The sequence below is a fragment of the Lysinibacillus sp. G1-3 genome, from assembly GCF_056322905.1.
This window is the reverse complement of the sequence record NZ_JBWHYQ010000033.1, coordinates 1-13061: the sequence shown is the minus strand read 5'-3', so window position 1 is coordinate 13061 and position 13061 is coordinate 1. Positions and strand designations below refer to the sequence as shown.

The following is a 13061-nucleotide window of genomic DNA, read 5'->3' as shown; positions in this document are numbered from 1 at the left end:
GGTCAATTGGATGGAATTTGCAAAGGTAATAGATAAGCGTCGTTCTGCGAATAATTTTATAGAGGGTATTAAGATGAGCGAAGAAGATATACGTCCTATTTTGGAGGATGTCAAACTTGCTCCATCTGCTTTTAATTTACAGCATGCTAATTACATCGTTGTCTTAGATGAAGAAAAAAAAGAAAAAGTAAGAGAAGCAGCATACGGGCAATATAAAGTGCACTCAGCCTCGGCGGTTATACTTGTTTTAGGAGATAAAGAAGCCTATAAAAATACTGCTAACCTTAGTCAAGGGATGGTAGACTTAGGCATTATTAATGCTTGTGAGTTAGAAAATCTTGTTGAAGAAAATACAAAATTTTATAATGAGCGCGGCGAGGAGTTTAAGAAAGAGGAGGCTATTCGTAACGCTTCACTTTCAGCTATGTTATTTATGTTGGCAGCCAAAAATCGTGGATGGGATACATGTCCAATGATCGGCTTTGATCAGCAACAAATGAGAGCCCTTTTTAATGTCCCAGAAACACAAGAAATTGCGCTAATGATTACAATTGGTAAGGAAAAAGAAAGTAGTCGCCGCTTGCGTGGTTATCGTAAACCAGTTGAGGAATTTGCAACCTATTATTAGGTCGGTATAAAATAAAAGTGCTTTACAAAAAATAAATTTAATGCACATTTAGGAGGAAATATTGTGAAAGTAGTAGCAATCGTAGGTAGTATCCGTAAAGAATCTTATAATCTGCAGTTAGCGAAATTTATTCAAAAGCGTTATGCGGAGAAATTGGATCTTGAAGTATTAAGCTTAAAAGACCTACCAATGTATAACCAAGATATCGAAAATGAAGCACCGCAAACAGTATTAGATTTTAAAGCACAAGTAAAAGAGGCGGATGCCGTTCTTTGGCTGACTCCAGAATATAATGGTACAGTGCCAGGTGTTATGGTTAACGCCATCGATTGGTTATCTCGCGTTGATAAAGTAATGATTGGTAAGCCATCATTCATGATGGGTGCATCAATGGGTAACTTAGGTACTGTTAAAGCACAATTACACTTAAGAGATATTTTATTCTCACCTGGAGTAAATTCACCATTACTTAGTGGTAATGATGTTTATATTGGCGCAGTACACACTAAATTTGATGCTGAAGGCCATTTAACAGATGAGGGTACTATCAAATTCCTAGATGTAGTTATTGATAACTTCTTAAACTGGATGAAAACATACGTTTAACAATAGAATGTCCCATTAGTATGTAAAATACTGATGGGACATTTTTAGGTTTTATAATATTTTTTGGGTTTAGAGGTTAAAGCCCCGACACTCTTTGCCTTATATATAAGTCGGAACGGAAATCAACCCACGTTTTGGTGATGAACCTTTATTTGATTGGAATTATTTTCAATACCTTTTGAAGACGGTATGCAAAAATACCCGCGAATATAGCTAAAATAATATCCTTTGGCAAAGGAGGCATCATCCAAAGCCATGCTATTTTATACGTGAAAGCATCAGGCGCACTAGCCCATAGCTTATAGGCAAAGTACATCCAATTTGTCCCTAATAAATAATTAATAGCAGTTGCAACTAATGCAGCAACTACATAGCTTTTCTTCGTTCCAATGCGTTCTACAATAAGCCCTGCGACAAATGCTGCTAATATAAACGAGACAATGAAACCAAATGTAGGACTTAAAATTTGTCCAAAGCCTCCGCTGAATCGTGCAAATACAGGTGCTCCTGCTAAACCGATGCACATATAAACAGTACAAGCGAGTGCCCCTTTTCTACTACCGAGAATAAGTCCCGCTAAAATAGCAAAAAACGTTTGCAATGTGATCGGTACTCCGCCAACAACCATGAAAGGCACAATGGACGTAATATTAGCTCCTATCATCATTAATGTTGAAAAAAGTCCAATGTATGCAATATCTACTGTTCTTAATTTTTGATGTGTATGTTCCACAATGGTTGTCATTATTTCACCTCTGAAAAGTAATGTTGATAATAATAGTGTAAGAAAATAAAGTTTTTGTGTCAACTTTATTATCGCTTTAGGTTAACGTAAAGGTGTTTCTTAACTTGATAAATGATTGATAGTATAGACTAACTATTGAAATATATGATAGAATTGTCATAATTTTAAATCATTCGATACTAATGGTGTGACATCTTATACAATGTGTCACTTAAAAGGGAAATCGGTGCAAATCCGACGCTGTCCCGCAACTGTAACGAGGAGTTCTATGATGATTTAGCCACTGTTCTAGAATGGGAAGGCAATCATAGATACATTGATTCGAAGCCAGGAGACCTGCCATTTAGTTATTCCTGTAATGCCCACGAGGATGAAAGCGATTACGGACAATAGTAGAAGAAAATCTAACATTGTTTAATTTCTTTCAGCAGGTGTCCAAATACACGCTGAAAGACGCGATTATGCCAAGCATAATTGATTCTAGGGTATTTCCATGCGCATTTGCATGGAATACCCTTTTTTCTTTCATTTATCTTCGTACTGCAAATATTAGCAGAGTATCAGCTACAATTACGGCTAGATGAAATTAATGTTTAATGATTAGGAGTTAATAAAAAGATGAATAGAAAATTTATGTTACTTTCGATGCCCCTTCTACTACTACTTATTATTTCAATGACAATTGCAATTATGGTTGGATCGGTTTCCGTTACGCCACTTTATGTATGGAAGGTTATCCTTTCTAAAATCCCTATTATTCAAAGCTCAATCGAACAAGATTGGAGTCGCTCACAGGAAATTATCATTTGGCAAATAAGGGCTCCGCGTGTATTACTCGCTGCTATCGTCGGAGCAGGCTTGGCAATTGCAGGAGCAGCTATTCAGGCGCTCGTTCGTAATTCAATTGCAGAACCATATATTTTAGGGATTTCTTCTGGAGCGACGGTTGGTGCCACAGCTGTCATCATTTTAGGTGCCTTTTCATTTCTGGGCGTTTATGCTCTTTCCGTATCGGCTTTTTTAGGCTCTCTCACAGCAATGGGGTTAGTTTTCTTCTTATCGCATGTTGGCGGTAGAGTATCCGTCTTTCGACTTTTGCTTTCAGGGATGGCGGTGTCATTTATTTTATCTGCTATTTCAAATTTTATCTTAATGTTGTCGAAGCAAGAGGGGGGAATGAAGGCAGTCATGTTTTGGATGCTAGGAAGCCTAGCAGGGGCGAAATGGAGTATTCTTGTAATTCCTGCAGTCATTTTTATTGTAGTATTTGCCTTGTTATGGCTCAACTATCGCAGCTTAAATTTATTACTTCTTGGAGAAGAAGCCGCAGTTACATTAGGGGTTAACTTACAACAATTTCGAATACAGCTTATTTTATTAGTATCGTTATTAACGGGTGTGTTGGTTGCTGTAAGTGGCTCAATTGGATTTGTTGGTTTAATCATTCCACATATTGTACGGCTAATTGTAGGTTCAAATCATAAGTATGTCATACCGATTAGCGCATTATTAGGGGGGATATTCTTAGTTTGGGCAGATGCACTTGCTCGAATATTAATTGCCCCTGAGGAAATGCCGATAGGAATTATCACGGCTTTTTGCGGAGGTCCATTTTTCATTTGGCTGCTACGTCGTAACAATTATTCTTTCGGTGAAGGAGATTAAAAAAATATGACATTAGAAGCGAAACAAATATCATTCTCCATTTCTGATGAACGCATATTACATGAAGTAAATGTTCAAATAAAGGACAAGCAATTTGTTGGGTTGATCGGTCCTAATGGTAGTGGGAAGTCAACGCTATTAAAGAATTTGTACCGTTTATTAAAACCAGAAAGTGGAACAGTGTTATTAAATGAACAAGATATTCTAAAGCAATCGAGTAAAAACATAGCTAAAAATCTAGCAGTTGTGAGTCAAGAAACACCGGTCTTATTTGATTTTACAGTGCATGATTTAGTGAGTATGGGGAGAACACCCCATAAAAAACTATTGGAGTTTGATCAAGAGCAAGATTTTCAAATCGTAAAGGATGCACTGAAGCAAACGGGTATCGCTCATTTAGAGAAACGTAGCTATAGCTCTCTTTCGGGTGGCGAAAAAAAGCGTGTGATGGTTGCTCGTGCCCTTGCTCAGCAAGCACAAGTGCTTATTTTAGATGAGCCAACAAATCATCTAGATATTCAGCATCAATTGCAGCTTATGGATCTAATCCAAACCTTACAATTAACAGTTGTTGCTGCAATCCATGATTTAAACATTGCGGCTATGTATTGCGATCAAATTTATGTTTTACAGCAAGGTCGAATTGTTTGTTTTGGCACGCCAGAAGAAGTACTTACACCGACATTATTACAAGATGTATTTGGGGTTTATGCCGATATTCAAACACATCCACTGACAGGTAAGCCATATTTAACGTATATCCCAGAGCAATTCACGAAGGAAGTTAAATGATTGATACATATTGTTATGGAGAGATTTGAAAGTGAAAATGTATATAGAAAAGTGAAAGATTTGTTGTTGCTGTCGCACAGATAAACAATGCTGAGGTTTCTTTTTATCTCTAAAAATTGTGGTTGATCTTCGTTTCGACTGGGCGACTCATTGGGGATCAGCGATAGTGGAACGAAGGCTAAGAGCATCACATCCTGTGATAACGCCTTCTTGACCAACATCGTGCCGCTGTCGCTACGTTAGCACTACGCTTTCGCGCAAAAAACATCTGTTGGCCCGACGCCCCCAGGAAGCTCTGCTCTGTGCGAAAGCGAAGCGCCAGCAACAAATGTTTTAACTGTGCGAAAGCGTAGCGGCAGCAACAAAGCACCTAGTCGGAACGGAAATCAACCCCTCGCTTTGCCAAAGGGCCATAAGCTTTAGGACACATTTACTTACTTAGAATTGAAGACAAATTAAGATACTGCTTTTAAGCCTGCCACACCGATGATAATGGCGATGATACTAATAATTCGAGTCAGGTTTTTAGATTCACCGAAGAATATAATATTCACGAGAACAGCCCCAACTGTACCAATACCAATCCACACTACATAGGCAATGCTTAACTGTAGATAGTTAAAGGAGGTATATAAAAGCACAAAGGACATACCAAAGCCGCCCGCATATATTAATAAATTACGTATAGTTTTGTTCTGACTATAAAAGCGTAAACCTACAACACCGATAATTTCTGAAATTGCGGCTAATAAAACAAGTAACCAGCCCATTATGCATTAGCTCCTTTCTTTTCATCATAATCTTTTGAAGGGTTATCAGCTAAATTAAGACCAATAACACCTAATACTAAAATAAACATGAAAATTCCTTTTATCGTATTAAACTCACCATCGAAAATAAAAATGTCCATTAATGTAGTACCAATTGCACCGACCCCTGCAAAAGTCGCATAAACTGTGCCAGTAGGTAAGTTTTCACAAGCCTTCGATAAGAAATGAAAATCCAACGCAATTAAGGAAACAATAATAATCCAATGCCACCAAGCACCGGCAACATTAAAACCAAATATCCAAAACAATTCAAACAAACTAGTTAATCCAACATAAACCCAATCTTTTTGCATAGTTATTCCTTTCATTTATCCATGATTATGACTGACAATCAGTCATTTTTAGTGTAAAAGAGAACGTCACTTAGGCGTGACGTAAACCGAGTGCATGATGTAAAAAGTTGAGGAGCTCAAGCTTTTGAAGTCTAATTGTTTCTTCTTCACTGTCATCATACAAGTAAATTTGTTCAGCAGCAGATTCTACTAGACCGATAATAAGTTTAGAAGAACGTGTAGTGTTTAGAGATTCACGTATCGTTCCTTCTTGTTGAGCCTCGTATAAGAAATTATTCATCCATTCGTAATAGGGAGCATATATATTTTCCCATTCTTTCATATGCTCGGTTTGTGTAATACCAGCATAGATAAGTGCAAATACATCTCGATATTCCTCTGTTAGTGAAAATACAATATCTACTAACTTTTCAAGCCGCTTTGCAAAAGGCTCCTGTGTTGAAATACCATCGTTTATAGCAGCAATAATTTTCTCAACCATAACTTTTGCAATGGCTGGCATAACTGAAAGCCTTGATGGGAAATAAAGATAAAATGTCCCTTGCGCAATACCTGCAGCTTTTACGATATCTGAAACCTTTGTCTTTTCAATTCCTTTTTCACGAAAAACTTCAATTGCAGCTTGAATAATTTTCTCTTCTTTTGACATGGAATCCCTCGCTTTTAGCCTGCTTATTTATTATGTTACAAAATAGCTGAAATAAAGTCAACGAAAAATGACTGACAATCAGTCATTATTTTCTGTGTATATATGTTTCTTATTTAGGGAACTTTATTCGTGAAAGGATTTGATGAAAATGGAAGAGATAAAAATTGCGCAACTAAATCAGCAACAGCTTGAAAGGATTAATGAGCTAGAAAAGAACATTGGGGTGACCTTAGTAGCCTATGATTCTTCAATATTGCCATCACAAGGCTCGGGTGCCTTTGAGTCAAATAATAGCACTAACAGCAATCATCCATCATAATTACGAATAAAATGCCTTGCAGCAATGTGAGGTTTTTTTATTTCACTTAAAGAGTGGATAGGGGGTTACAATGATGCAGGATTTCTATGCAGATTTACATATTCATATTGGACGCACTTCAAGTGGACGTGCTGTTAAAATAACTGGCAGTAAAACGTTAACGCTAGCGAGAATTTTAGAGATTTCAAGCGCAAGAAAGGGACTAGAAATTATCGGGATTATTGATTGTCATTCACCAGAAGTAATGGATGAAATGGCTAAGATGATAGAACAGGGTGAACTGAAGGAGCTGGAACAGGGAGGACTTCGTTTTCAAGAAACTACACTTATTCCAGGTTCTGAAATTGAAGTATATGATCAGCATTGCCTTGGACCCATCCATGTGCTTGCTTATTTTCCAACACTTTCGCTTATGAGGGAATTTTCAAACTGGATGTCTAATCATATGAAAAATATCCATTTAAGCTCTCAGCGAATTTATTGTGATGGGCTAACATTGCAGCAAAAGGTTCATGAATTAGGCGGTCTTTTTATTCCTGCCCATGTCTTTACACCATTTAAAAGTTTGTTCGGTAAAGGTGTACATCGTAGTTTAACAGAAGTTTTTGACCCTCAGCTTATAGATGCGATAGAGCTTGGGTTAAGCTCCAATACTGAAATGGTGAGTAACATTAGAGAACTGCAAGCATATACATTTGTTAGCAATTCTGACGCACATTCACTTGGGAAAATTGCACGTGAGTATCAAAAATTGAGACTATCAAATGCAAATTTTACAGAATTAAAGATGGCGCTTCATGAGCAACAAGGTCGAGCAGTAACAGCCAATTATGGTTTAAATCCTTTGCTTGGTAAATATCATCAAACCGTCTGTGCAAAATGTGGTGAGCAGCTCAGCACCGCTGCAACAATTTGTACAAACTGTGAAAGCACGCAAATTATAAAAGGGGTTGCAACACGCATAAAGGAGCTTTCAGAGCAAGTAACTGATAAACGTGCACGACCACCATATATTCACCAAGTACCACTAGAATTTATTCCAGGATTAGGGCCGAAAATGATGGAACGATTAGTACAAGCATTTGGTACAGAGATGAACATCTTGCATCGAGTTACGCTAGAACAACTCGAACAAATCGTGCCACATAAAATTGCCAAGATGATTGATTTAGCAAGAACGGGGCAATTGGTAATTGAAGTTGGTGGTGGCGGCATTTATGGGAAGGTTCAGCTGGAATAAAAAAGGTTCATCACCATAGGCGCAGTTCACTGATCCCCAAGAAGTCGCCCAGCCGGAACGAAAACATGGCGTACATTTTAATAAACGTCATCCTAACTTTTGGTGATAAACATTAAAAATAATTACGCTTTTTTAGCCCATTTCCATCTCCTGTATATTAAAATAGTAATTAGTAAAATTTGGAGGAGTGAGGGTGTGCAATTATCAAAGAAATTTCGATTTTTAGCGGCTAGCATTCTGGCATGTCAATTAGTAGTACCAATAGGTGTAAATGCGGAGGAACAAAGAGACTACATAGCGCCAAGTTGGGTAGATCAAGCAGATTATGTAGCACTGGGTGATTCCTTAGCACACGGTATGAATGAGGTTGGTATGATCGGGTTAGGTTACACGGATTTTGTTGCACAAGCTTTACAGCAAGATGGTTTAATTACTTCTTATAATAAGGGTTTTGCCAATTCAGGCTATACAACGAGTGATGTATTAAAGGATATACAAAATAATGTGGAAAAGTCAGTGGTAGGATTCGGTTATCCAAGTGAGAAGGTAAAGGTTCACACATCTATTAAAGAGGCTGAAATTATTACACTAACCGTTGGTGCCAATGATTTAATACCTATTTTAGAAGAGTCTCAGACAACAGGCATTAATGCAGCAATGATGCTAAAAGCTTCCCAGGGAGCAATAAAAAATATTGCTGCTATATTAGAAGAAATTAAGAAGCTTAATCCGAATGCTCAAATTTATGTGATGGGCTATTATAATTCTTTTCCTTACTATAGTGAGGATGTACAGCAACAATTTAAAATGCTATTAAAAGTTATGAATGCAACGATAAAAACGACTGCTGAAAAAGCGAGTGCCATTTTTGTACCGACATACAATATTGTAGCAAAAGATGTTCCAAGCTATTTACCAAACCCTGATAATATTCATTTAAGTGAAGCAGGCTATTTAGCAGTAGCGAACGAGGCGTTTTTACCAGCGATTAAAACAAGTACGTTATGGGATGTATCAAAAACGATCCAAGCAAACATGATGGATAGTACAACGGTAAAAATAAGCTGGCAGGAAGCAAAGGATAATGTAGGTGTCACTAGTTACAAAGTATATGTAAACGGTAAACTAACATTTACACAAGATGCTGCAATAAACGCTATAACGTTGGATAATTTAATAGCGAATACAGCATATACGGTAGCAATTAAAGCGGTGGATGCGGCTGGGAATGAAAGTGTTCAAAGTCCAACAGTTACTTTTACTACGGGAAGAAATTTAAGCTTTACTGATATAGAAAAGAATTGGGCAAAGGAGTTTATATTGAAGGCAGCTGAATTGGGTATTATGAATGGGTATCCAGATGGTACGTTTAAACCTGATCAATTTGTTACTCGTGCACAGGCCGCTTCGATGCTTGTTAGAAGTCTTGGTTTAACGACGAATGAACAGGCACCGTTTACAGACATTGCAATTTATGATGTCGGAACTCAGTCAGAAATTGCAGCAGCGTATGCATATGGGCTAATTAAGGGATCGGATGGTACGTTTAGCCCAGGGCTGCCAGTTACTCGCGCTCAATTAGCAGTAATGATTAATCGTGCTTATGAATATGAGAAAAAGCAATCTTATGCTGTGAAAGGGAAAGCCCCATTCTCTGATATTGCCTCTTACGACGAAGAAACAAAACATGCAATAACTATGTTATATGAGCAAGGTATTATTATAGGTAGTGAAGGGGGATTTGCACCCGAGGCTCCTACAAAACGAGGCCAAGCAGCGAAAATATTTATAAATTTTAATAGTCTATTAAAGAAATGAAATCATTAAAGGTAGAGGTTGTGAATAGAAACCTCTACCTTTAAGCGTTTGCATATGTTATTTTTATTTCGATGGATATCTAGTACAGTTTAGGCGCTCATTATTAAAAGTTGGAGATAACATTAGTTGAAAGGTATGCCATATTGATAAGTTGATCTTCGTTACGGTTGGGGACTCCTTGGGGATTAGGGATAGAGGAACGAAGGCTAAAACCATCACATCCTGTGATAATGCTTTCGTGACCAACATCGTGCCGCTGTCGCTACGTTAGCACTCGCTTTCGCGCAAAAACATCTGTTGGCCCGCCGCCCCCAGGAAGCTCTGCGCGAAAGCGAAGCGACAGCAACAAATGTTTTAACTGTGCGAAAGCGTAGCGACAGCAACAAATGTTTTAACTGTGCGAAAGCGTAGCGGCAGCAACAAATGTTTTAACTGTGCGAAAGCGAAGCGACAGCAACAAATGTTTTAACTGTGCGAAAGCGAAGCGACAGCAACAAATGTTTTAACTGTGCGAAAGCGAAGCGACAGCAACAAATGTTTTAACTGTGCGAAAGCAAAGCGGCAGCGACAAAGCGCCCAGCCGGAAACGGAAATCAACCCCATGTTATGGCAAGAAACGTATTTAGAATTGTAATAACGCTGAAGTGAAAATGGATCAAAGGAGAATGCGATGCTGTCATTTATTTTATCTGCAAAAAGATTGTTAGTAGGCATGTGGAAGTCATTCAAGCGTCCACAATTTCTATCTTTGTTTACAACATTATTTTTTATCATTCTTTCAGGGACAATGTTTTATAAAGGAACGGAAGGATGGTATTGGATTGATGCCATGTATTTTGCAGTAGTGAGTTTAATTCCAACCGGTGTTGAGACGGGATTGTATCCTACTAGTAATTTTTCAAAGATATTTACAATGATTTATTTAATCGTTGGAACAGGCGTCATGTTTATTACGCTATTAATGCTCGGCAGATCAATAGTCGATTTTACAATTGAGGAAGAAAAGAAAGAACAAGCAATAAAACGTCTGAAAAAATAAAAAAGCAGTTCAATAAATCTATAAGATTTACTGAACTGCTATTCTTTACTTAGTTACGATAGTCTAGCAATGATGCCTTCTTCATCGTCTAAGACTAATTCGATTCCTGTTGAAAATGGATCACCATGTAGGACGTCTTTAATCCATACACGTAGTGCACCAATCATTGCTGATGTATTGAACATCTCGACTTGACCATTCGTTTCAACTTCTGCACCGAAGCCTGCGTCATCATCGTATGTTAGTTCTACAAGTACATCCTCAGGGCGAATGTTTTTATAGTAAGCCTGAGATAAGCAAATTGCATTTATAATATCTTGTTCATTAACTATTTGTGCCATTGTGCTTCCTCTTTACGCTTTTTATCTTTAAACATATTAACAATTTTTACAACTAGCATTATGATAACCATGATGGCTGCAACGTTAATTAATAAGCCTAAAATATTACCAAGCATACCCATACCACTGAAAAGACTTCCGAATAATAAGCCAGCTAAGCCACCAAGCATTAAGCCTTTCATAAGACCACCTGAGAAGAAGCCGCCTTTCTTAGCTGTTGAATCCGTTTTGTTTGTGCTTTTATTTGTTGTTGCATTATTTTGATCTTTAGATTTATCCTGAGATTTTTGGAAATTAGAGCTATTGTTATTATTATTGTTTGAGAAGCCTTTTTTACCTGACTTATAGGATTTAGCTTCTGCAGTTGGTGTATCTGAGATGAACAATGTTGCACCTACAGTTGCAAACATAAGTGTCGCTGCAAAAAGAGCGGCAAGAATTTTTTTCATTACTTACATTCCTCCAATATAATTTTTAGTTTTGTCATAAACTAATCTAATAGTAATTTTACATGAACCATCTCGAAAAATAAAATAAACGCTTTCATCAATTTAGGTATATGCACAAATTTGAACAAGTAGTGACAATGTTAATCCAAATGTTGGACATGCATTACTTATATCGTTAATTGTAGTGGAGGTTGGACGTCCGCCCCTAGTAGGAACGGAATTCAATCTTGAGTTAAGAGGATAAGCCTTAAAAGGGTATATGGAAAGAAAGGAGTGAAACGATGATTTCAACATTACTACTATTAATTTTAATTTTTTTAATTTTTTATATAACGGAAAGAAGACGTTTTTTCAATGCAGTAGTGCTGGGTCTTGTAGGGTTGTTTATTTTAGGCATTATACTTAGTCATCCAGTATTTCTCCCGAATGAGCAGGGGATTGTGTCGAAGATGGGTATAGTCGTAATACTTGGAAGTTTCCCGAGTATAATGTTTATTTTATCGATAGCTACGTTTTTTAATAGTAAAGTTTTACTTGAAAAAGAAGGACGTAAAGTACGAAATCTATTGTTAGCTGTTTTTGGTTTGAGTTTTTTTATTATGATGATTTGGTATGTATTTGTGATTTTTATGAATATCGAAAATAATCTTTGGCATATTCTTTTCTTCTATGGGTTCTTGGTATTCGGATATACAATGTTTTTATATACAAGCATAATGGCCTACGCTACTCTATATCATTTTACGCCTATCTTTTATGAGCCTAACTATATTATTGTGTTAGGGTCAGGACTAATCGGAGATAAAGTACCGCCGCTTTTAGCTAGCCGTTTAGACGAGGCAGTAAAGCAGTTTAAAAAGTATGATGAACGACCTTACATTATCGTCTCAGGTGGACAGGGAAGTGATGAAAAAGTATCAGAAGCATATGCCATGAAAAAATATATAGTTGACGAACATCAAATACCGTCTCAAAAAGTATTTATGGAAGATCAATCGACAAATACTGAGCAGAATATGGCATTCTCTAAAGAAATTATGGATAAACATGCTCAGGGGAAAAAATATCGATCCTTATTCGTAACAAATAATTTTCATGTTTTTCGTGCAAGTATTTATGCCAAAAAGGTGAAGCTTGATGCACAAGGTGTTGGTTCAAAGACAGCCTTTTATTATGTACCTAATGCATTTACTCGTGAATTTATTGGTTTATTAGAAATGTATAAATGGATTCATGTCACTGTCTTTTTGTTTATTACATTGTTTATTGGCTTAATATTAAGAGCATATGTGTAACCAATATAGAGCTGTCTTCCATATAATAGTGGCAAGGTGCATTTTATTTCCATTCAGTAGAAGACTTCCACTTCAAGGTGGTGAAATGAATGCGGACGGGTTTCCTTTTTTAGAGTGTGTCTAAATACCTACTGAAATAGAGGGGCTCAGTTTAAGAGTGCCACGTCCTGTGGCAATTGATCTGTGCGAAAGCGCAGTGCAACGTAGCGACAGCAACAAATGTTTTCTGTGCGAAAGCGCAGTGCAACGTAGCGACAGCAACAAATGTTTTCTGTGCGAAAGCGCAGTGCAACGTAGCGACAGCAACAAATGTTTTCTGTGCGAAAGCGCAGTGCAACGTAGCGACAGCAAC

Annotated in this window: 16 protein-coding genes and 1 riboswitch; of the genes, 10 read left to right on the top strand and 6 right to left on the bottom strand. The window is 37.3% G+C overall.

Going from position 1 to position 13061, the window contains the following annotated elements:
* Positions 1 to 10: 10 nt before the first annotated feature.
* Positions 11 to 628 carry a nitroreductase family protein gene (locus ACVYAD_RS24205; RefSeq protein WP_349662239.1) on the top strand — a complete coding sequence of 206 codons (618 nt, stop codon included), beginning with the start codon at positions 11 to 13 and terminating at the stop codon, positions 626 to 628.
* 63 nt (positions 629 to 691) lie between these two features.
* Positions 692 to 1234, top strand: coding sequence for an NADPH-dependent FMN reductase (locus ACVYAD_RS24200; protein WP_349662240.1), 543 nt, complete (start codon positions 692 to 694; stop codon positions 1232 to 1234).
* A 148-nt stretch (positions 1235 to 1382) separates the two neighbouring features.
* On the opposite strand, the gene ACVYAD_RS24195 is transcribed toward ACVYAD_RS24200, so the two are convergent.
* Positions 1383 to 1979 (bottom strand): biotin transporter BioY, encoded by a 597-nt coding sequence (locus ACVYAD_RS24195; RefSeq protein WP_349662241.1) that lies wholly within the window; start codon positions 1977 to 1979, stop codon positions 1383 to 1385.
* 166 nt (positions 1980 to 2145) lie between these two features.
* Positions 2146 to 2337: riboswitch (cobalamin riboswitch) on the top strand.
* 260 nt (positions 2338 to 2597) lie between these two features.
* Here ACVYAD_RS24195 and ACVYAD_RS24190 point away from each other — a divergent pair.
* Positions 2598 to 3644: a FecCD family ABC transporter permease gene (locus ACVYAD_RS24190; protein ID WP_476428195.1), complete on the top strand. Its 1047-nt coding sequence runs from the start codon at positions 2598 to 2600 to the stop codon at positions 3642 to 3644.
* Between the two features lie 6 nt (positions 3645 to 3650).
* Complete coding sequence (locus ACVYAD_RS24185; RefSeq protein ID WP_349662243.1) at positions 3651 to 4436, top strand: heme ABC transporter ATP-binding protein; 786 nt, start codon at positions 3651 to 3653, stop codon at positions 4434 to 4436.
* 455 nt (positions 4437 to 4891) lie between these two features.
* Here ACVYAD_RS24185 and ACVYAD_RS24180 read toward each other — a convergent pair whose 3' ends face one another.
* From ACVYAD_RS24180 to ACVYAD_RS24170, 3 genes are all read right to left on the bottom strand, one after another.
* Positions 4892 to 5206, bottom strand: coding sequence for a DMT family transporter (locus ACVYAD_RS24180; RefSeq protein WP_476428194.1), 315 nt, complete (start codon positions 5204 to 5206; stop codon positions 4892 to 4894).
* Positions 5206 to 5559 (bottom strand): DMT family transporter, encoded by a 354-nt coding sequence (locus ACVYAD_RS24175; protein ID WP_349662319.1) that lies wholly within the window; start codon positions 5557 to 5559, stop codon positions 5206 to 5208. The genes ACVYAD_RS24180 and ACVYAD_RS24175 overlap by 1 nt, the downstream gene beginning before the upstream one ends.
* Before the next feature lie 70 nt (positions 5560 to 5629).
* The gene (locus tag ACVYAD_RS24170; RefSeq protein ID WP_349662316.1) at positions 5630 to 6208 is read right to left on the bottom strand and encodes a TetR/AcrR family transcriptional regulator; all 579 of its coding nucleotides are present in this window, start codon (positions 6206 to 6208) and stop codon (positions 5630 to 5632) included.
* 148 nt (positions 6209 to 6356) lie between these two features.
* Here ACVYAD_RS24170 and ACVYAD_RS24165 point away from each other — a divergent pair, with 148 nt between their 5' ends.
* From ACVYAD_RS24165 to ACVYAD_RS24150, 4 genes are all read left to right on the top strand, one after another.
* Complete coding sequence (locus ACVYAD_RS24165; protein WP_476428193.1) at positions 6357 to 6527, top strand: hypothetical protein; 171 nt, start codon at positions 6357 to 6359, stop codon at positions 6525 to 6527.
* 73 nt (positions 6528 to 6600) lie between these two features.
* Positions 6601 to 7767 carry an endonuclease Q family protein gene (locus ACVYAD_RS24160; RefSeq protein WP_476428203.1) on the top strand — a complete coding sequence of 389 codons (1167 nt, stop codon included), beginning with the start codon at positions 6601 to 6603 and terminating at the stop codon, positions 7765 to 7767.
* A gap of 195 nt (positions 7768 to 7962) precedes the next feature.
* Positions 7963 to 9585: an S-layer homology domain-containing protein gene (locus ACVYAD_RS24155; RefSeq protein ID WP_476428192.1), complete on the top strand. Its 1623-nt coding sequence runs from the start codon at positions 7963 to 7965 to the stop codon at positions 9583 to 9585.
* Between the two features lie 670 nt (positions 9586 to 10255).
* Positions 10256 to 10624 carry a potassium channel family protein gene (locus ACVYAD_RS24150; RefSeq protein ID WP_349661944.1) on the top strand — a complete coding sequence of 123 codons (369 nt, stop codon included), beginning with the start codon at positions 10256 to 10258 and terminating at the stop codon, positions 10622 to 10624.
* Between the two features lie 53 nt (positions 10625 to 10677).
* Here the strand turns inward: ACVYAD_RS24150 and ACVYAD_RS24145 are convergent, their stop codons facing one another.
* Both ACVYAD_RS24145 and ACVYAD_RS24140 read right to left on the bottom strand, forming a co-directional pair.
* Positions 10678 to 10965 (bottom strand): DUF2653 family protein, encoded by a 288-nt coding sequence (locus ACVYAD_RS24145; protein WP_476428191.1) that lies wholly within the window; start codon positions 10963 to 10965, stop codon positions 10678 to 10680.
* Complete coding sequence (locus tag ACVYAD_RS24140; protein ID WP_079563637.1) at positions 10953 to 11414, bottom strand: hypothetical protein; 462 nt, start codon at positions 11412 to 11414, stop codon at positions 10953 to 10955. The genes ACVYAD_RS24145 and ACVYAD_RS24140 overlap by 13 nt, the downstream gene beginning before the upstream one ends.
* 281 nt (positions 11415 to 11695) lie before the next feature.
* On the opposite strand from ACVYAD_RS24140, the gene ACVYAD_RS24135 reads away from it, so the two are divergent.
* Both ACVYAD_RS24135 and ACVYAD_RS24130 read left to right on the top strand, forming a co-directional pair.
* Positions 11696 to 12709, top strand: a complete 1014-nt coding sequence (locus ACVYAD_RS24135) for a YdcF family protein (RefSeq protein ID WP_476428190.1) — start codon at positions 11696 to 11698, stop codon at positions 12707 to 12709.
* Between the two features lie 169 nt (positions 12710 to 12878).
* The coding region (locus tag ACVYAD_RS24130; protein WP_476428189.1) for a hypothetical protein at positions 12879 to 13061 on the top strand (183 nt) is incomplete at its 3' end.